Genomic DNA, 19,021 nt, shown 5'->3' on the forward strand with positions numbered 1-19,021 from the left:
ACACACAGACCACTGCTAGCCACCAGTTTAGAAGCTCTTTGGGGGTAGCCGGGCGGGGCCACCAGAGCAGAAAAGGAAGCACCATAGGGAGCAAACTAATGCCCTGTGAATGATGGGTTAGTCGCAAGCACACACAGGCAATAACCGCCAGCAACGACCCCACCAACAACAGGTATTGCTGCCAGCGCGGGAGGTCTGGCACCGGTATCATGACGAATCTCTGGCTAGCACGACGCATTCGCCCTAACTACTTGGTTAGTGGTACTTGTCGTTTGCAGCAGGACAGTGGTGCACAAGACTAACAGTGGCAAAATATCTGCACCAAAGTGGTCGAGGGCTGTCACCAAAATTAAAGCTAGCCCTGCGAGCAGGCTTCCACGACTATCGTTTTTGTAAGTGGCTTTGTACTGTCTGAAGTACTGAGGGGGTTGTTGCATAAAAAACACGCTGAAAAAGGGCAAAGAAATAGCTGCACACTTCTGGCAGGAAGCGGCGGCAGGCTGCATGGCACCAATTGTCAGGGTGGGGTGAGCTTGAAAATAAGCAAAGAATACTGTTGCATAGTTGGGGGTAAGGATGGAAATACGCAAACAGCTTACAGATAGATATCAACAACTGCTTCCGACCTGATGCATACGCTAGAAAAGAGCAACGCTTTTCACTTGATTTGTGGGTGCAGCCGTAGTGAAAAGGTCCCGCAGTGAATTCTTGGAGTGGGAGAGAGGTGCGCGGCAGCAAGCAAAGCCTTGTGCAGCAATCGGGTTTTACGTGCCCTTACAACCCCACCGTGCTTATGGCATTTGCGACTTGCTGTGTGCCTGCCAACGAGGTTTCGATTATTGAGAATGAAAACGAAAGTTTAAGCAAGTAGTGGTAAGAAGGCTAGTGGAGGGTTGGTAGTATTTCGGGATTAGCTTTACTTGCTGCCCGAAGCCGACCTTGCCTTCCGACTTGCCCCTGCCTGCCGCTTATGAAAAGAAGTTACTCTCTGCTATTGCTGCTGGCCGAACTCAAGGTTCATGCACAACAAGTGGCCCTCTGTTTTAATCCTGCTCAGTGGCCGAGCACCGGAAAAGTGGCTGGTGAGGCAGTAGCGCAGTCTCGCGTAATTCATGCAGCCTGCAAGAACAGCCCAATACCCCGGTGTTCATTGAAAATTTTCGGTGCGTATTGTTGCAGCCGGGCGCCAGCACAACGCGTGAATTCGCGCTGATGGCAAAGCAGCAACTTTTATATTAACGAGCAAGGCAAAGCCACAATAACAGCCACCAACCTCCTTATTGATGCGGTAAGTGGCGTGTTGCCATGCTTCAAGCGCAGCCAATCTAGGTGCTAGCTAACCAAGCTACCGCAGCTTAAATCACCATCAAATAAACTTCCATCAACTACCTCTCCACCCTACCACCCGTGAATCCTGTTCCTGATTTTTTCGCTTTCTGCGCCATCTTGCTTGGTAGCTTTTTGGTCTTAATCATTAACTCTCTAGCGAGTCGCAATGCGCGGAGCATTAGAAGTGCTGCGTGGCGACCAGTGCTGCGCGGCAATGGGGCGCGTCGGGTGGGGCTGGTTGCCGGGCTGGCATTGGCCCTCGCTAGCACTGCCACGGCCCAAACAATACCTGTAACGGTGCAGGCCGGCGACCCGAAATTGCAAATCAGCAAACACATCTACGGGCATTTTGCCGAGCACCTGGGCCGCTGCATCTACGACGGATTCTGGGTGGACGAGAAACTGAACGTGCCTAAGCAAGGTCGTATTCGGATGGATATTGTGGAAGCGCTGCGCAAAATCAAGGTGCCCAACCTGCGCTGGCCCGGTGGCTGCTTCGCCGATACGTATCACTGGCGCGACGGGGTAGGCCCCACGGCGCAGCGGCCCAAAATGCTGAACATGTGGTGGGGTAACTCGGTGGAGGACAATAGCTTCGGCACCCACGAGTTTCTGGAGCTCTGCCAGCTGCTGGGCACCGAGCCCTACCTAGCAGCCAACGTAGGTAGCGGTACGGTGCAGGAAATGGCCGGCTGGATGGAGTACCTGAACGCCAACGACGATACGCCGCTCGTGCTGGAGCGGCGTAAGAACGGGCACCCCGAACCTTACAAAGTAAGCTGGTGGGGCATCGGCAACGAAAGTTGGGGCTGCGGCGGCAACATGACTCCCGACTACTATGCTGATGTGTATAAACGCTACGCCACCTTCGCCCACAATTATCCGGCATCACCACCCCTGAAAAAAATTGTGAGTGGAGCCAACGGCGACGATGCCAACTGGACGGAAGTGTGCATGAAGAAGATTCCGCTCAATATGATGTGGGGGCTGACCTTACACCAATACACACTGCCTACTGGCAGTTGGACGGGCAGTAAAGGCGCAGCTACGGGTTTCGACGAGACGCAGTACTTCAGCACCCTGCGCAACTGTCTGAAGATGGATGCTATTGTGACCAAGCACGCGGCCATCATGGACAAGTATGATCCCACGAAAAAAGTAGCGCTGCTCGTCGATGAGTGGGGTGTATGGACCGACGTAGAGCCGGGCACTAAACCGGGCTTTCTGTACCAGCAAAATTCTCTGCGCGATGCGCTAGTAGCCGGCACTACGCTCAACATCTTCAACAACCATTGTGACCGGGTGCGCGGCGCCAACCTGGCCCAGGCCGTGAACGTGCTGCAAGCCCTAATCCTCACCGATAAAGAAAAAATGCTGCTCACGCCCACCTACCACGTTTTCGACCTCTACCAAGTACACCAAGACGCGCAACTCCTGCCCCTACAATTCGCCAGCCCCGACTATGTATTCGGCAACGAGAGGATTCCGGCCCTGAATGCCTCCGCTTCCAAAGACAAGAACGGCATCGTACATATTTCCTTGGTAAACCTGGACACTAAAAAGATGCTGAAGCTGGAAACTGCTTTGCCCGGCGTAACCTGGAAAACGGTATCCGGCCGGGTTCTAACTTCGGCAAAAACCAACGACCACAACTCTTTCGATAACCCCAATAAAGTGAAGCTAGCCAACTTCACAGGGGCCAAAAAGCGCGGTAGCAACCTCGCAGTAGAGCTTCCTCCTCAATCGGTAGTGGTACTAGAAGTGAAGTAAACAACCGGTTCTAATCGTTCAGAGCGCACTTACAAGTGCCAGATTAACAGTAGCCGCCACTGCTAGTTTTTCCTCAGCCGAGAGAGAACTAGCAGGGGCGGTTTGTTGGCGCATCTCTAGTACTGATTCTAGTTAAACGTCGGCTGGCATCGTAGTGCCTGCGCGACTAGAACAGCAGATATTCAGGTAGGAGGGAACATCTGGCTCAAGCTGATGACGACTGTCGTCTGGATCAGGCAGGCACAAACTTTATGCTTGTAGTAGTGAATATCGGCCCAAAACAAGATTCGGGATAAGGTTGCGCACAGCAACTTTAGTGCTGATATACAATCATCTATCTAGTGCATTATCACGGTATTTGGAAATTAAATTGTAATTGTACAATATTGTTTTGTTTTATACAAAGCCAGTATGCTTAATGGATAATTTTTCACCCTTGTCTACCACCAGATTCGATAGACTTGCGCTATTTAGTTTTGCTTGGGCGGTTGCTAATGTTCTGCATGCCTTGTCGTTTGCTGATCGAATCACATTGCAGCACCCTTTTGCGGTGGCTGTTGTATTAGCGGCTGCCCTAGTCCTGCTGATTCCGTGGTCTATCTGGCCCTTTTTGCTGATGCTATGTTGCAGTGTTGCCAACACTTTCGAGTGGATGCCTTATGCACCCAATCATATCACATTCGAATTCATTATAAACAGTGGCATACTAGTTACTCTCACGTGGTCAATGGTTCGTCTTTACCGGAAAGACAAGACCATGATAGCTATAAAAGCACTTGCCACTAGAACTACTTTATTTAACTCTTTCGCCCCCTTGGTACGAATTAGTTTGTTCGTACTTTATTTCTATGCCGTCTTGCACAAGCTTAACTGGGATTATTTCAATGTTAATATTAGTTGCAGTACGTTTCTGCTAGCTGGCTATAAAGACAGAATTCCCTTTATGCCGGATAATCCTCTGGTTAGGTGGTTGGCAGTATGGGGTACTATTATACTTGAAGCTGCTATACCCCTGCTACTATATTTCCGAAAAACTCGTTCAACTGGTCTCCTACTTGCGTGTGGATTTCACTATTTTTTATCGCTCCACCCACATCAAGGATTGTATAGCTTCTCGGCTATGTTGTTCGCAATTTACACGTTATTCCTTCCCAATACATTTGTTGCAAGTATTCCAACACCAATGAATACGTTGTGGCCTAAGGCGGGGCAAGGTGTACTGTTGTTACTTCGACTTTTTATTGCTGCCGGCATAATAGTGGTAGTTGCGCTAAATTTAGTTGCAAGTGTTTATATCGATAATATTACACACAAGTTAAATATACTTGGATTGGTTATCTGGCTTATATGGGGTTTTATATTAATTGTTATTTATAGCTATAACGCCGTGAATAACAATTATAAGAGAGAACAATACACAACCTTATTCTACATGTCGCATAAAGCACTCTGGCTAGTACCATTGCTGCTACTATTCAACGGTATGACCCCATACTTAGGAATAAAGACTCAGACTAGTTTTTCAATGTTTAGTAATCTAAGAACCGAGGGGAACATAACCAATCATATGTTTATCTCTTCCTCACTGCATATCGGCGATAAAGAAAAAGATCTTGTAGAAGTCGTCAGTACTAACCTCAAGGATCTTCAAATTCTAGTTGATAACAAACAACTGATTCCTTACTTCGAATTTCGGCGAATCACGAGTAACGCCCACACTAATTTCTACGTTACGTATATCCGTGCCTATCAGCAGCAGACTGTCCATGTAGTGAATGGAATTAGTAGCCAACCTGAGTTGCTAATTGCGCACAATAGATTAGCTGCGAAATTCATACGTTTCCGTCCAGTGGATAAGGGACCTTGTTTGTGTAAGCACTAAAGAGAGTAGAATATTACTGATGTAAATAGTAGTGCTCCAAGATAAGTTATCCTTAGGAATGTGAAAAACTGTGAGTAATAGGGTCTTTTTTGATATGATTCATATAGTTTGTTGTGTTGTATAGACATAAGCTCGACAATAGTTGCTGTTGCTAAATTATCTCTTTCTTAGTTCGGAGTGTTGTGGTGTAAATGGGCACCATCTTAGGTGCGCACTACTAACCATTTGTAGAACGGCTGCAGGAAACCAGTAGTGTCATAGCTATACGGTTTGAGATGTGGAAATATCGAGGACCGCAAAGGCATTCTGGTGGAAATTAAGTTGAAATTTCCGTCAACAAAGAAAAAATGCTTTTCAAGAAAAAGTTTTGATTCTAATTTATTTGACAGCCCAACTTGTCACCATTATTGCATCATTTCCTAATCGAAGTCATTGTGCATCTGCGGTTACTGTTTCGGGCATAAGTGCGCAAGAGAACATCTTAGTTATAAATATTACAGGATTAATGTAAATTTAATGGACGCCTGCTTTTAGGATTAAGCTTCATTTCTAAAAATAATTCAGATATTTACCCGCTAAAGACAAAAGCACCTTATCAGGCTTCTTCCGTTTGATCACCATCAGTAGCTGCTAGCAGTGTGGCCTGAAGCATCCACAACCTGCTTCCACTTATCTGAAGGTAGATCGGGAGTTATGGCCTAATACACATGAATTCAAGAGAATTCATGGCTGCATAAACTTAAATACTTGCGTAATGAAAAGAAGTGCCCAACTAGATTTCTTTAGGGGATTGTTGCTAATAATCATTACGATAGACCATTCATTAACCTATAATAATATAATAAAGAGATTTACATATGAGTTTTTTGGCTGGGTTTCAGCAGCAGAAGGCTTTGTGTATATATCTGGCCTAACAGCTGGTTTGGTTTATTATCATAAGTATGTTGAGAAAGGAGGGCAGCATATTTTGGAAGCTGCTAAGAATAGAGTTGTAACTATCTATAAATATCATATCATTTTGTTGTTTTTTACCTTCTTGATCATACTATCTAATTTTTATATAACAGAGTATTGGGCTCAATATTATAGCTTCTTGTTTGATAAGACTCTGCTATCGGTTATTCTTGGCAGCGTGCTGCTTTATCAGCCAGTCTTTATGGATATTTTGCCTATGTATACTATATTTGTGGCTTTTATTCCTATCCTAGTCAAATCTTTGAATAAAGGTTTGATTTGGCAAGTTCTCGTTGCTTCAATAGTTTTGTATATTATTGGCACTATTATACATCCTTATCATGTTGTCGATACTTTGCTTGGAAATAAAAACATACAAACTGGCTTCTATAATCTATTATGTTGGCAATTGCTTTTTGTTTTAGGCATTGTTTCAGGATTTTTATTTTATAACAATAAGACCAACAAAATAATCAATAATCCCAGTATAATTATTGTTTGTGCATTTTTTGCGTTGTTTTTCTTTGTTGAAAAGAATTTTCATTTTGGCATAGCTAATATGGATATAGAATATTTAACTAATAAACCGGGCTTAGGATTTCTGCGGCTATTAAACTTTGTGGTTTTATGTTTCTTGATTATCTATATTGCTGCTCGTAACAGGAGTTGGTTTACTAATAAGTATATATGTTATCTAGGCAAGTACTCTTTGGAAGTTTTCTCATTTCATATTATACTAATTCTCATATTTATGCCTTTGAAAGTGTATCTTAACAGTATCTATACAATAAAATTAACCGATAACTTCTATCTGTATCCTTTGAGTAGCTTGTTGATTCTTTTCTTGATAGTGCCCGCTCTGTACTTAGCCCCAACTTTAGTTAATAAAAGAATAGTGCCTATTACGAAGTAGGCCGTAGTCTAATGCCTCCGAAAGAGTACTCTGCGTTCATCATAAAAAATGAGTTTTAACGGCAGAGCTGCATGTTAATTCTAAGGCAATAGCACTTGTAAAGCCTCTGTTATACAGTTGATTAACAGAAGACTTTATGTATAATGGCCGTATGGTGCTAAAAGTGCAATCATCGCTTACTTTTTAGGTGAGCGTAAAGGCTAAAAGCTGCCTTATGAGTGAGTAGTTGCCGCTTATTATAATTGAGGCTGCGTTCTGGTCTTCTTTGTAATATCCAACAATTTCATAACTAGAGCTATAGCTCGCCTTCCCAAAGGGGCCCCGTGGAGCGTACTTACTTAGCTCTATAAGCATTACATGCGCTTCAGAGCATCTTATGTGCGATTTCTGATAATTACCAGGTAATAGTGAGTCCTACGTAGTTGCTTAGTGAAGCTTAGGTAATCTAATTGCGCTTTCCTTCAAGGCGTTAGCACTGTTGCGTGTGCTCTTCGCGGGGCGTATGCTATAGGATGAGCTGCTAGCTTTGTACAAAGAAAAAGACCAGCAACAAACTGTAACACAGTTTGTTGCTGGTCTTTTTGGCGCTCCCTCCTGGGCTCGAACCAGGGACCCTCTGATTAACAGTCAGATGCTCTAACCGGCTGAGCTAAGGAAGCGGTTATGGCGGCATTTCATTGCCGTTGCGGGTGCAATATTAGGGCAAAGCAAAAGGTTGTGCAAGCATTATCTTTGAAAATATTTCAGAAAGATGCCTAGTTGGTGATATTCAGCAAGTTTCCGGAAAGCGAAGTGCTATATTGCCGGAGTGGCCGATTAGCTGGACCGCCCTGTACGCGGCCTTGCAAATCAAACTGTGAGCCGCAACAAGCATCTTTCAGGAACAACCGCGAAGCGTCGATGCTAACGCGGGCACAAGTATCGTTGACGCGGTAGGGGCAATTTCGCTCGAAAGCAAGGTACGTGCTAGCATTTTGACGCACGATGATTAAACCGCGCACTCCTCCTGTGAAATAGATAGCTCCCTTATCGGTGCGTAAAGCAGTGTATTGCTGGTTGGTAATGTTGAGGCTCTCGCTGAAGCTAGCCAAAGGAATCTGCGGCTCGACATTACTCGTGTCAGAGCCGCAGGAAACCACTAGCTGACTGCCAAGCAATGCTACCACCGCAAAAGTAAGCCAATTGCTAAGCGCAGAGCGTAAGGGCACATGGGTAATTGGCAAGTCCTTCATTCGCTTTGATGAGATAGGATTGACAGTAGGCTACTGTACTGCCTCGAACTGCCGCAGGAACCGTAGGTCGTTTTCCGTGAACAGGCGCAAGTCTTTGATCTGATACTTAAGCATCGTGATCCGCTCGATGCCCATGCCCCAGGCGTAGCCAGAGTAACGCTCCGGGTCGATGCCAGATTGCTCTAGTACGGCCGGATCTACCATGCCACTGCCGCCTATCTCAACCCAGCCGGTTTGTTTGCAGATATTGCAGCCTTTGCCTTTGCAAATCAGGCAGGTGATGTCAATTTCGGCGCTTGGCTCGGTGAAAGGGAAGAAGGAGGGGCGGAAACGCACCTGCACATCGTTGCCGAACAACTCCTGCACGAAGTAGTACACCGTTTGTTTTAAGTCGGCAAAGCTGACATTTTCATCCACAAAAAGGGCCTCTACCTGATGAAACATCATGTGGGCGCGAGCCGAAATGGCTTCGTTGCGGTACACGCGGCCCGGCATGATGCTACGAATTGGGGGCTTCTGCGTTTGCATTACTCGTACCTGCACGGGACTGGTATGGGTGCGCAACAACCACTCTTGCTCACCGGGCGTGCGATGCACAAAAAAAGTGTCCTGCATATCTCGGGCAGGATGGTTCTCGGGAAAGTTAAGAGCCGTAAAATTGTGCCAGTCGTCTTCTATTTCGGGACCCTCCGCCACGTTGAAACCAATGCGGGACAGAACGCGCACAATCTCCTCGCGCACCAAGTTGAGGGGGTGGCGGGTGCCCAGCTGGTTGGGGATGGCAGGCAGCGTGTAGTCGAAAGTAGGGTCGGCGGGGGCATTATGGGTGGCGGCTTCCAACTCCTGCTGGCGCTCCTCGAAACGGGATAGGGCCTGCTGTTTGAGCTGGTTGAGCTCCTGGCCTACAGCCCGGCGCTGCTCCTGTGGTACGGTTTTAAGCTGATCGAATAGATCAGCTAACTGGCCCTTACGACCGGTATAAGCAATGCGGAACTGATCGAGCAGCTCGGGCGTGCTTAGGTCATAGGCTTCGATTTCGGCACGTAGCCGCGTGATGTTCTCCTGCATAGTAAGGGCAAAGATAAGTTTCTGGCGGCTGGTTTCTTGTGGCTGGTGGCAGCTAGGTGATAGGATTCTGGACAATGAATCACGCAAAAACAAAAACTCGTCATTAAATAATAAAACTTGGTACGGTTGCTGCAAAAGGCATTCACACCAGCGGCTTGCAGCCAGAACGTGAGGCGCCACCCGTTCAGCTGAACGGTTTTCGATACCAAGCCAGCATTCATTTTTATCTACTGCTTTTCTTCGCCATGAAAACTTTCCTTTTCACAGCTTGCCTTGTGGCTGCCTCGGTCAGCGCTTCTTTTGCTCAAACTCAAACGCCTGCTGCCACCGATTCTTGGCAAGACACGCCGGCTTCTACTACCACAGAGCCGGTGGCCAGCGCTACCGAAGTAGAGGAAGCCGTGCAATACAACACGGGTTGGAACACGGCTCCCGGACACAGCCTAAGTTTGCACGGCAAGCCTACCACCGATTATTGGGGCCGTCCGCTCAAGAAAAAAGCCAAGAACCTGACTACTATAGCTGCTAAAGAAGCGGCTTACGCTGAAGAAGAAAGTGCCGACCCGATGATGCAGTCATCGGGTGTAATGGTGGCGCCCGGCATGAGCTCTTCGCCTTACCGTGGAGTAAGCACCGATTACTGGGGCCGGCCCCTGAAAAAGAAAGGGAAGAGCTCTTCTGTAGCAGTGAAAACAGGGCAAACAGATGTTCCAATGGTGTCTCATTCCACAACGGGCTGGTAAGTACAGCCGAGGTAGGTGGATTTGTCGTAGGTAAGTAATATCCAGCTTTCACTTAATCTGCCTATCATGCGTTTGTCCCTACTTCTGAGTGTGTTCCTGGCTTTTGTTAGCCTGCTAGGTGCTTCTTCCTCCAAAGCACAGCAAACTACTCGTTCCTCTGGTACCAAGAAGTCGGCTAACGGCTACCACCGCACGAGCAACACCAAAGCCAAGGCTCGTGCGGGCGCCTACGCCCGCTACGACCGTTCAGGTCGGCGCAACGAAGACGATATGAAGCTGGCGCCTGGGTTACGCTTAAACATGCCGAGCCCGCCCACCACCGACTACATGGGACGGCCCCTAAAAAAGAAAGCACCCAAGGTGGCGGCTACCAGCGCCACTTCAATATCATCGGAAAGAGTAGCGCCTACCAAAGCTGTTCCAACCACCACCAAGGCCCGCAAGCGTTGAAAAAGCTTTTCGCTGTTATCAGCGCTTTAGCGTTATTCCATTATTGCTTTGCTACAAATCAAAGAAAGCCTCGTTCCCTCCAGAGCGAGGCTTCTGTTAGTAGTGGTGTTTGCCTGTAAGGCAGCGTAAATTTTCGGTGATGTGAGCGAGGATATATATCATAGTTGATACTCTGATCGTTAAGAGAAAAAACAGGATTCCACTCGCTTTTCTCAATCGATACTTTTCTGGCTAGGAACTTCTCCTTTTCTAACGCGTTTGAAGGGAAAGCGCACAAGAGCTTTCTTGGCTGTAGGAAGGTCTGTAACTTGCACAAACTATTTTAAAGTCTTTTCAAATGAATCGAATCTTCCTCCCGTTGCTGCTGGTTGGTGCCGTTCTTATAGCTGCTCCTTCGCAGGCTCAAACCAAACAAACCAAGTCATCGGATGGCTGGGGTTCTTCTGATGGTTGGGGCACTCCAGCTCCTGCCTCTAAGAAGGCAACTACCACGAAGAAAGCGGCCGTTGCTCCAGCAGCTAGCGTAGCGCCTGCCCCGACTCCGGCTGACGCGCCCGCGGAAGCAGTTGCTCCGGCCAGCGAAATGACTTCCGGCAAAGGAGGGTTTGGTGGTGCTGGCGCGGCTAGCGCGGCGCCTGTTGAAATGCAGCCGGGCGGATCGGTAGTAGCGCCAGGCTTCACTGCTGCGCCTTCGCACCGCGTAACCACTGACTACCGCGGCCGGCCTATTGCCCCCTACATTCGTCGCAACGTACGTCGCCCTGACCCGGTGGTAGCACCAGCGCCAGTTCCCGAGCCCGAGCCTGCTCCGATAGTGGAAACTCCGGCGCCAGCTCCCGCTCCGACAGCAGCAGCGGCCACCGCAACCAAAGCTTCGGGTGGTGCTACAGCCGCTCCCAAGAAAACTGCTCCCGCACCTAAAAAAGCAGCTCCCGCCAAAAAGAAAGATGATGGCTGGGGTTCGGGCGGTAGCGGCTGGTAAGCTGCTATTTAACAGAATGCCAACAAGAAGGCCCACCCAATAGCTATTGGGTGGGCCTTCTTGTTGATGAAAAGCAAACGCGCTAAGAAGTAATCTGTTGCTTTAGCGCGTTTGCTTTTCAACTTACTCCTCGGCCGATACGGCGGCTTCTGCTGGCTCGGGTACTACTGCCTTGCCCTGTGCGCGGTAGTAAAGCGTACTGCAATTGTCGGGGCGAAGTACTTCCCGGGCAGCCGCTTGCAAGTCAGCGGGCGTTACGGCTTGCAACCGGGCACTTTCCTCGTTCACCATATTGGCATTGCCCATCAGCTTGCTGTAGGCTAGGTTCATGGCGCGATGTAGCAGCTCGATTTCACCGAACACGATGCTAGCCTCGGCTTGATTCTTCACCTTTTCCAACTCGGCAGTTGGCACTTCCTCGTCGCGTAGCGCCGCTACCACGGCCTCAACCGCAGCATCGGCGGCTTCAAGCATAACGCCCGCATTGAGCTTGCCGCTTATTACCAATAGGCCTGGCTCCATTGAGCCCGCAGCAGTAGCAGAAATAGAATTGAAAAGCGTTTGTTCTTTCACGAGTTGCTGGTACAGCCGGCTGGATTTGCCCCGGCCTAGCAAGTCGCCCAGCAAATCCACGCTGTAATAGTCGGGAGCCGTACGGGCGGGCATGTGGTACACCTTGTAAAGCGCATCAAGCGGGACATCGGCTGTTACTTCCAGCAAGCGGGCTTCCGTCTGGCGCGGCTCAACGGGTAGCTGCCGCTCGTAGTGAGGACCGCCCGGAATTGGCTGAAACCACTTTTCTGCCAACCGCTGCGCCTCTGCTACCGTCACGGCGCCGGCTATTACCAGAATAGCGTTTTGGGGGGCGTAGTGCTTTTTGAAAAAAGCCCGTACATCATCCATTACCGCGTTTTCGATGTGGCTGATTTCCTTGCCAATGGTTGCCCACTGGTAGGGGTGATGCCGATAAGCCAAAGGCCGTAATTTCAACCAGACGTCGCCATAGGGCTGATTCAGGTAATTTTGTTTGAACTCCTCCACTACCACCTTGCGCTGCACCGCCAGCCCGGTTTCCGAAAAAGCCAGATTTAGCATTCGGTCCGATTCCAGCCAAAAGCCAGTTTCAAGGTTTGCCGCCGATACGGTGAGGTAGTAGTTGGTGACGTCGGGGGAGGTAAAAGCATTGTTTTCGCCGCCTACGCGCTGCAACGGCTCGTCATAGTTCGGAATATTGACGGAGCCCGAGAACATCAGGTGTTCAAACAAGTGTGCAAAGCCAGTATGGGAGGGATCTTCGTCGCGTGAGCCAACATTGTAGAGTACGTTGAGCACAGCCATGGGAGTGGTGTGGTCTTCGTGTACAATACAACGCAGGCCATTAGCTAAAGTGAATTCTTCGAAATGGATCATAAAGCGAAGTTGTGAACAGGTAATTAACTACCAGCACTCGGATTGGTTTCTGCCTACCTTCAATCTATAATTAGGAGCTTACCTAGCGGTGGTACGGAGGCAAAAATGAGAAAGAGTACTGCGTCCGAATGCCTACCAGCCCTCGTGGTAGTAGAGTTTCTTCTCCTTTGTGACGCCCCAATACTGCAAGAGTTCAGCATTGGTTTCCGAATACTCGGGCTTGTTTATCTTCCACCACGACATAACTGGGCACTCGGCACTTACCCGTACTACTGGCTCGGTTGCCTGCGCAAGCCGTTCCATCCCTTGGCGCTCACAACTGTTATCATCCCTTAGAAACAAGGTATCGGTTACCAGATAAAAACACGAGAATACAACTATACCTATTACGTACCGGCGGCGGTACAGCGCCGGAAGCTGATGCAGCAGGAAGTAGCTCGACAAGCCGTAGAAAAACATCAGCCCTAAAATAATAGGCAGGATAGAGTCGCGCCGCACGATAAGCGGCCGGTATTGGCGGTAGCCGCCAAGTGGCAGCAGCAACAGGTAGATTAGCGCAAACAAGCCGAGCCAGCCGAAGATGCGAAGCACGCGCTGGCGCTCCGGACTAGGAGCAATCAAACGGCGGATGAGTTGGTCATTTATGACCGCCGCCGCCAAAATAAGGGGCAGTCCTGGCTTACGAAACAACCAAAAAATACCGGATGGAATGCGCTGGTACCGTTCCCACAGGGGCAACACATGGCCCCCGCTTTCCTTTTCGCTAAGGCCGATATAAAGCGAATACAAACAAAGCAGCGTGAACAAGCCAAGCATTACAACCGGCAAAATGGGTACCTGCACAAGCCGGAATAGCCGCTGGCCCAGCGGCAGGTCAACCCCAGATTGCCACTGTCGGATAAGCCAGTGCAAGGCAATTCCAAAAAAAAGAACCGCTACTACTCCCGTAATAATAGCCCCGTTGAAAGCCAGCACCACCATGAGCCCCACCAAAGCTATACGGCCGGGCCAACTGATGCGCAGCGGCTGCCCGCGGTAAGCGGCTTGGTAAAAGGGCAGCAGCAGCAACAGCAGCAGCGTCATCGGAAAGGCGTAGAAGAAGGTGTAGGTGATGGCCCGGTCGATGATACCCATTTGGTCGTTGTAGCCCGATATCTGGAACAGGGGCACGAGCAGTACAATGGCCAGCCATATGTTTAAGCGGCTGAGCCGATACGTGCCACTGATGTAGACTCCTAGTACATAAAGCAATAGCGCTTGCACGCCTACCGCAAACAGCGCGCAGGCTGCGTATATGCTGTTGATGGGATTGGTGAGGCGCTGCAAGGCAAAGGGTACGGATTTGAAATACCCCACCATGGATGCATGCGCAAAAAAGCGGTTGGGAGCTACGTATACTTCATTCCGGGTGAGGGCTCCCCATCCGAAAGGGTCCCGGAGTACTTGGCGGCAATCGGGGGCGGGTAACACAATAGAAGGCAAGTCGCCTTCTAGGGGCAATTGATAGGCTTGTACGAACGTGTAACCTAGGTCTAGCAACACAAACAAGACCAGTAATACAAACAGAGTGCTTTTCTTCATTTAGTGATTGCCGTCAGCTACAGATACAGAGCTGAGTCGTGCTGATTTTATGCGACTCAAGTGAAAAATTTCAATGGCGTTAGGGTGTCGCTCCTGAACCTTAGCATAATTCCGTGTGCAAATCGGTTTCATGCCTTCTACTGTTTACATAAGCTAACCGGTTGATGGCAACCGTCGCACAGGCTAATAAGGGTCTGCTACGAGGTATGGCCGGGCAGGAGTGTGCATGAATTGCTGTACTATGCAGCATGAACTCACCCTTTCGTTGACACGATGGTTCCACGCCGGCCTGACGGTGAAACAGCAAGCAGTAGGTTCTCAAACAACGGAAGCACCCTGAAAAGGTGCTTCCGCAAAGCAAGATAGAGAGAAGCGGAGGAGCTTTGCAACTATGCTACTACTCCCTGAATAGGTGGATCAACCGTATTATAGCATTCTTTTCGGCCCCTGAAATCGTTCCGCACGCCTACTAGTCACACCCGCGCCAGTGAGTGCAAACCAGAGCAGTGACCAACCCTTGAAACGTGGTTCCATTGCTCACGTTGGGGTCGAAGACCTAAGCTAGGCGCAACAGCCAGCTTCACTGATACCCGCATGACACGAGGGCTAGGTAGCAACAGGCAAATAAGTAGAAGTCTGGCCATATGATGTAACTAGCGGTAGTTCCTCTGAAGATACTGATTTCTATTTCCACCCTCGCTGCTGCCTGTCGGATCGAACGGTATGATTTATTCTCCCTACGACCCAATCCGTTACTTTTGGCCCCGACACATAGCCCATCCGCCCCGCCCTATGCATTTCGACCGTAAGGACTATTCCAACGACACACTTCTGCATCTCTATCAGCACCTGCTCAAGCCGCGCCTGATAGAAGAGAAAATGTTGATTCTGCTCCGGCAGGGCAAAGTGAGCAAGTGGTTTTCGGGTATCGGTCAGGAAGCCATATCAGTAGGCAGCACGCTGGCCCTCCAGCCCGACGAGTACATTCTGCCACTGCACCGCAACTTAGGCGTGTTTACGGGCCGCAACGTGCCCCTCGACCGGCTGTTTGCGCAGTGGCAGGGCAAAACCACCGGCTTCACCAAGGGCCGCGACCGAAGCTTCCACTTCGGCTCCAATGAGCACCATATCGTGGGCATGATTTCGCACCTGGGGCCTCAGTTGGCCGTGGCCGATGGCATTGCGCTGGCCGATGTGCTGGACCGGCGTCAGAAAGTAACCGTGACGTATAGCGGCGACGGGGGCGCCAGTGAAGGCGACTTCCACGAAGCCCTGAACGTGGCTGCCGTGTGGCAACTGCCCGTTATTTTCATCATCGAAAACAACGGCTATGGCCTCAGCACGCCGAGCCGGGAGCAGTTTCGCTTCAACTACTTCGTGGATAAAGGCCCGGCCTACGGCATGGAGACTCTGCAAATTGATGGCAACAATGTGCTGGAAGTTTACGACACGGTGCATCGACTAGCCGACGATATGCGCCGCAATCCGCGGCCGGTGCTCCTGGAGGCTCTCACGTTTCGGATGCGCGGGCACGAAGAAGCCAGCGGCACCAAGTACGTGCCGCAGGAGCTATTCGAGGAGTGGGCGCAGAAAGACCCGGTCGAGAACTACGAGAAGTGGCTACTCGCCGAAAACATCCTCGATGAAGAAGCCCGGCTGCGGTATCGCCACACCATCAAGCGCGAAATAGAAGAAGGCTTGCGCGTAGCCGATGAAGTGCCCCTACCCACGGCCAATGAAAGCGAAGAAGTTGGAGATATGTACCGCGCCTTTCAGGCCCCTAGCCAAAGCCCCGCCGCTGATGCCCTGGCCACCGAAAAACGCTACGTAGATGCCATTTCGGATGGCCTGCGGCAGAGCATGGAAAAATACCCCGAACTGGTACTTATGGGCCAAGACATTGCCGACTACGGTGGCGTGTTCAAAATCACCGAGGGCTTTGTAGCGCAGTTCGGCAAAGCCCGGGTACGCAATACGCCACTCTGCGAGTCAGCGGTTGTGGGAGCTGGCTTGGGCTTGAGCGTAAAAGGCAAGAAAGTGATGGTGGAAATGCAGTTCGCCGATTTCGTGACCTGCGGCTTCAATCAGATTGTAAACAACCTCGCCAAAAGTCACTACCGCTGGGGCCAGAACGCCGACGTGGTGGTACGCATGCCCACCGGAGCTGGCACGGCGGCGGGCCCGTTTCACTCGCAAAGCAACGAAGCGTGGTTTACGCACACCCCGGGTTTAAAGGTGGTATACCCGAGTAACCCGCACGACGCCAAAGGCCTGCTCTGCGCCGCTATTGAAGACCCCAACCCGGTGATGTACTTCGAGCACAAGATGCTCTACCGCAGCATCTCTGGTCCTGTGCCCGATGCCTACTATACCACGCCCATCGGTAAAGCTGCCTTGGTGCGCGAAGGCGATACGCTCAGCATTATCACGTATGGCGCGGGCGTGCACTGGGCCTTGGCGCTAGCCAAGGAAATCAACCTGGACGCCGACATTCTGGACCTGCGCACCCTGCTGCCTTGGGACGAAGACGCCGTACGCCAAACGGTTAAGAAGAACGGCCGGGTACTGCTCCTGCACGAAGACACCCTAACCGGCGGCCTTGGTGGCGAGCTTGGTGCCTGGATAGCCGAGCATTGCTTCCAGTATCTCGATGCTCCAGTTCAGCGCGTCGCGTCGCTGGATACAGCTGTTCCTTTCTCGCCGAATCTGGAAAAGCAGTTCCTCCCGCAGCAGCGTTTGCGCGAGGCAGTAGAGAAGTTGTTGAATTATTAGATAATTTCGGGTAGTCAGGATGTTACTATTAGGGCTGGTTATTAGAAATAAAGTGTGTTATGAAGCTAAGAAATTTGTTTGTGTTCATGCTGAGCGGGTTACTGCTTTTGGCAGCCTGCCAGAGTCACCGCTATGCGCTGCCTAGCCCCAAGGGCCCACCGCAGCCGAAAGTCAAGAAATCCGCCAAGAAATCCGCCGACCAAAACGCTGATGGCAGTGATGTAAGTGCAGAGCCGGTGGAAGTGAAACCACAGAAAAACAGCTACGATAAAAACGGACTGCTTAAGAAACCAAAGTATGAGCGCCGCCGACTTGCCCACAAGGTTGGTCAGCGCAAGTTTCTTGGGTTCGTGCTGCCTTTTTGAGTGATAAATAGCAAGACATAAGCTAAGCCAACAGGCGCTTGTCATTCCGACGCAGGAGGAATCTGAGTTAAGCCAGTAAGCAAGCTAACCCGGATTTCTCCTTCCAGTCGGAATGACAACCGTCCTGCTCGAATAGCTTATTAAAAAATAAATGTTGGCTAAGCTGCCACTGCGTTTATACCAGGTGGCGTCACCTGCTTCTTACAGGTCTTTGCGCGCAAATAAACTCGTTAGGTTCTGTTTACCCTTATCCTTTTTCTCTACTTCTATGCGAGTTTTTGCTTTAATTGTGGTTTTGTCGCTGATTGGTTTCAACGCCTCTGCTCAAATCACTGAGTCCAACCACCGGGTTGCCAACCGCCATGCGTTGCGCGACGCACGCAAGTACCCAGCGCCCTACAAAGACTCGCATTTGGCCGTAGACAAAACATCGCTCAAGCGCGGCGATGGGGGGCGGCAGGCAAAGCCCAATGACGGCCGGCAGAAGTATAAGTTCGACAAGACAGGAACGGCCCGCGTAAGTGAACCTAGTACTGTTAGTCTGCGTCTGCGTAAGAAGGCAAAGACCAACAACTAAATCTCTTCTTCCTTATGATACCTTGGCAACCCCTTACGCAAGCTGAGCAACTGCAAGACATTGTGCGCGAATCGCACGAGCAGCCCGTCCTCATCTTCAAGCACAGCACCTCCTGCTCGATTAGCGCCGCTGCCAAAGGCAAGCTGGAGCGCCAGTGGGCCGAGGCAGGTCTTGATGACACCAAATTCTATTACCTCGATTTGCTGCGCTTCCGTCCCATTTCCGCCGAAATAGCAAAGCAGTTTGGTGTGCAGCACGAGTCGCCCCAGCTACTGCTCATCAAAGACGGCGAGTGCCACTACAATGCTTCGCATATGGGCATCCGGCTAAGCGAAGTGAAAAGCATGGTCGGCTAACTAATCGGCTAGCTGATAAAGCCTTTTTGCAGCCGCAGTAGCCCGCCTTCAAGCAAACATTCTGCTAGGGCAGTGTATCTGCTTGAAGGCGGGCTACTGTTCTCGAACTCATTTACTTATCCTGCGTATTCGAACTGAACCTCTTGCCGGATTTCTGGGTTGAGACTGAGGGCCACTGGGCAGGTGCGGGCCGCGTTTTCCAGCATGGTTCGCTCTTTTGCACCAAGGCTGGCGGGCAGATAAAACTGCACGTCAATCTGCCGGATACGACGTGGGTCCGCTGCCATGTGCTTGGTGACGTTGTAGGTAACTCCTGTCAGGTCCAAAGTGAGGCGTTCGGCCACAATGCCCATGATGGTCATCATGCAGCTCCCTAAGGCTGCACTAACCAGGTCGGTGGGCGAAAAGGCCTCGCCTCGTCCATGATTATCGACGGGCGCGTCGGTGAGAATAGTGTTGCCGGAGGCAGTATGTGTGGCTTCGGTGCGCAAATGGCCGGCATAGCGGGCGGTGGCAGTGTTCATATTCAAGGAAGTAAGCTAGTAAACAAGATGATGCCAGCAAATTTACGTACTTTCGATAGGGTAGCTTCTGTGCTCTCCAGCTGTTCCGTTCCTTCGCTCACCCTATCTTCTCC

16 protein-coding genes and 1 tRNA gene are annotated in these 19,021 nt (G+C 50.2%); 10 read left to right on the plus strand and 7 right to left on the minus strand.

Annotated features, from left to right (window positions below; all coding sequences use genetic code 11):
• Window positions 1–224 precede the first annotated feature (224 nt).
• A complete protein-coding gene (locus ACFE7X_RS11035; RefSeq protein ID WP_375435720.1) occupies window positions 225–590 on the minus strand; it encodes a hypothetical protein in 366 nt (121 codons plus the stop codon).
• 817 nt (window positions 591–1,407) lie between these two features.
• On the opposite strand from ACFE7X_RS11035, the gene ACFE7X_RS11040 reads away from it, so the two are divergent.
• The 3 genes from ACFE7X_RS11040 (at window position 1,408) to opgC (ending at window position 6,848) form a co-directional block, all read left to right on the plus strand.
• Window positions 1,408–3,099: an alpha-N-arabinofuranosidase gene (locus ACFE7X_RS11040; protein ID WP_375435721.1), complete on the plus strand. Its 1,692-nt coding sequence runs from the start codon at window positions 1,408–1,410 to the stop codon at window positions 3,097–3,099.
• Between the two features lie 418 nt (window positions 3,100–3,517).
• The gene (locus ACFE7X_RS11045; RefSeq protein WP_375435722.1) at window positions 3,518–4,981 is read left to right on the plus strand and encodes a hypothetical protein; all 1,464 of its coding nucleotides are present in this window, start codon (window positions 3,518–3,520) and stop codon (window positions 4,979–4,981) included.
• Window positions 4,982–5,735: 754 nt separating this feature from the next.
• Window positions 5,736–6,848 carry an OpgC domain-containing protein gene (gene opgC / locus ACFE7X_RS11050; protein WP_375435723.1) on the plus strand — a complete coding sequence of 371 codons (1,113 nt, stop codon included), beginning with the start codon at window positions 5,736–5,738 and terminating at the stop codon, window positions 6,846–6,848.
• A 582-nt stretch (window positions 6,849–7,430) separates the two neighbouring features.
• Here the strand turns inward: opgC and ACFE7X_RS11055 are convergent.
• From ACFE7X_RS11055 to pheS, 3 genes are all read right to left on the minus strand, one after another.
• Window positions 7,431–7,507 (minus strand) — tRNA-Asn (locus tag ACFE7X_RS11055).
• A gap of 96 nt (window positions 7,508–7,603) precedes the next feature.
• Entirely contained in the window at window positions 7,604–8,056 is a 453-nt protein-coding gene (locus ACFE7X_RS11060; protein WP_375435724.1) for a hypothetical protein, read from the minus strand.
• A 54-nt stretch (window positions 8,057–8,110) separates the two neighbouring features.
• A complete protein-coding gene (gene pheS / locus ACFE7X_RS11065; RefSeq protein WP_375435725.1) occupies window positions 8,111–9,148 on the minus strand; it encodes a phenylalanine--tRNA ligase subunit alpha in 1,038 nt (345 codons plus the stop codon).
• Window positions 9,149–9,393: 245 nt separating this feature from the next.
• Between pheS and ACFE7X_RS11070 the strand changes: the two genes are divergently transcribed.
• From ACFE7X_RS11070 to ACFE7X_RS11080, 3 genes are all read left to right on the plus strand, one after another.
• Window positions 9,394–9,891, plus strand: a complete 498-nt coding sequence (locus tag ACFE7X_RS11070; RefSeq protein WP_375435726.1) for a hypothetical protein — start codon at window positions 9,394–9,396, stop codon at window positions 9,889–9,891.
• Window positions 9,892–9,957: 66 nt separating this feature from the next.
• Window positions 9,958–10,341, plus strand: coding sequence for a hypothetical protein (locus tag ACFE7X_RS11075; protein ID WP_375435727.1), 384 nt, complete (start codon window positions 9,958–9,960; stop codon window positions 10,339–10,341).
• Window positions 10,342–10,678: 337 nt separating this feature from the next.
• Window positions 10,679–11,323, plus strand: coding sequence for a hypothetical protein (locus ACFE7X_RS11080; RefSeq protein ID WP_375435728.1), 645 nt, complete (start codon window positions 10,679–10,681; stop codon window positions 11,321–11,323).
• A 123-nt stretch (window positions 11,324–11,446) separates the two neighbouring features.
• On the opposite strand, the gene ACFE7X_RS11085 is transcribed toward ACFE7X_RS11080, so the two are convergent.
• The gene (locus ACFE7X_RS11085; protein ID WP_375435729.1) at window positions 11,447–12,733 is read right to left on the minus strand and encodes a M16 family metallopeptidase; all 1,287 of its coding nucleotides are present in this window, start codon (window positions 12,731–12,733) and stop codon (window positions 11,447–11,449) included.
• Between the two features lie 132 nt (window positions 12,734–12,865).
• On the minus strand, window positions 12,866–14,314 hold the full coding sequence (locus ACFE7X_RS11090; RefSeq protein ID WP_375435730.1) for a hypothetical protein: 1,449 nt from the start codon (window positions 14,312–14,314) through the stop codon (window positions 12,866–12,868).
• A 792-nt stretch (window positions 14,315–15,106) separates the two neighbouring features.
• On the opposite strand from ACFE7X_RS11090, the gene ACFE7X_RS11095 reads away from it, so the two are divergent.
• From ACFE7X_RS11095 to ytxJ, 4 genes are all read left to right on the plus strand, one after another.
• Window positions 15,107–17,086, plus strand: coding sequence for a thiamine pyrophosphate-dependent enzyme (locus ACFE7X_RS11095; RefSeq protein WP_375435731.1), 1,980 nt, complete (start codon window positions 15,107–15,109; stop codon window positions 17,084–17,086).
• A gap of 59 nt (window positions 17,087–17,145) precedes the next feature.
• Window positions 17,146–17,451 (plus strand): hypothetical protein, encoded by a 306-nt coding sequence (locus ACFE7X_RS11100; protein ID WP_375435732.1) that lies wholly within the window; start codon window positions 17,146–17,148, stop codon window positions 17,449–17,451.
• 268 nt (window positions 17,452–17,719) lie between these two features.
• Window positions 17,720–18,028: a hypothetical protein gene (locus ACFE7X_RS11105; protein ID WP_375435733.1), complete on the plus strand. Its 309-nt coding sequence runs from the start codon at window positions 17,720–17,722 to the stop codon at window positions 18,026–18,028.
• A gap of 14 nt (window positions 18,029–18,042) precedes the next feature.
• Window positions 18,043–18,384 carry a bacillithiol system redox-active protein YtxJ gene (gene ytxJ / locus ACFE7X_RS11110; protein ID WP_375435734.1) on the plus strand — a complete coding sequence of 114 codons (342 nt, stop codon included), beginning with the start codon at window positions 18,043–18,045 and terminating at the stop codon, window positions 18,382–18,384.
• A 116-nt stretch (window positions 18,385–18,500) separates the two neighbouring features.
• Here ytxJ and ACFE7X_RS11115 read toward each other — a convergent pair whose 3' ends face one another.
• Window positions 18,501–18,908: an OsmC family protein gene (locus ACFE7X_RS11115; RefSeq protein ID WP_375435735.1), complete on the minus strand. Its 408-nt coding sequence runs from the start codon at window positions 18,906–18,908 to the stop codon at window positions 18,501–18,503.
• Between the last annotated feature and the right edge of the window lie 113 nt (window positions 18,909–19,021).

This window comes from uncultured Hymenobacter sp. (genome assembly GCF_964242765.1).
Lineage (GTDB): Bacteria > Bacteroidota > Bacteroidia > Cytophagales > Hymenobacteraceae > Hymenobacter.

Bases quoted from the DNA above. Each gene is read 5' to 3' on its own strand.
- ACFE7X_RS11045 (WP_375435722.1), top strand. From the start codon at position 3,518: ATGGATAATTTTTCACCCTTGTCTACCACCAGATTCGATAGACTTGCG.
- opgC (WP_375435723.1), top strand. From the start codon at position 5,736: ATGAAAAGAAGTGCCCAACTAGATTTCTTTAGGGGATTGTTGCTAATA.
- pheS (WP_375435725.1), bottom strand. From the start codon at position 9,148: ATGCAGGAGAACATCACGCGGCTACGTGCCGAAATCGAAGCCTATGAC.
- ACFE7X_RS11070 (WP_375435726.1), top strand. From the start codon at position 9,394: ATGAAAACTTTCCTTTTCACAGCTTGCCTTGTGGCTGCCTCGGTCAGC.
- ACFE7X_RS11075 (WP_375435727.1), top strand. From the start codon at position 9,958: ATGCGTTTGTCCCTACTTCTGAGTGTGTTCCTGGCTTTTGTTAGCCTG.
- ACFE7X_RS11080 (WP_375435728.1), top strand. From the start codon at position 10,679: ATGAATCGAATCTTCCTCCCGTTGCTGCTGGTTGGTGCCGTTCTTATA.
- ACFE7X_RS11085 (WP_375435729.1), bottom strand. From the start codon at position 12,733: ATGATCCATTTCGAAGAATTCACTTTAGCTAATGGCCTGCGTTGTATT.
- ACFE7X_RS11090 (WP_375435730.1), bottom strand. From the start codon at position 14,314: ATGAAGAAAAGCACTCTGTTTGTATTACTGGTCTTGTTTGTGTTGCTA.
- ACFE7X_RS11095 (WP_375435731.1), top strand. From the start codon at position 15,107: ATGCATTTCGACCGTAAGGACTATTCCAACGACACACTTCTGCATCTC.
- ACFE7X_RS11100 (WP_375435732.1), top strand. From the start codon at position 17,146: ATGAAGCTAAGAAATTTGTTTGTGTTCATGCTGAGCGGGTTACTGCTT.
- ACFE7X_RS11105 (WP_375435733.1), top strand. From the start codon at position 17,720: ATGCGAGTTTTTGCTTTAATTGTGGTTTTGTCGCTGATTGGTTTCAAC.
- ytxJ (WP_375435734.1), top strand. From the start codon at position 18,043: ATGATACCTTGGCAACCCCTTACGCAAGCTGAGCAACTGCAAGACATT.
- ACFE7X_RS11115 (WP_375435735.1), bottom strand. From the start codon at position 18,908: ATGAACACTGCCACCGCCCGCTATGCCGGCCATTTGCGCACCGAAGCC.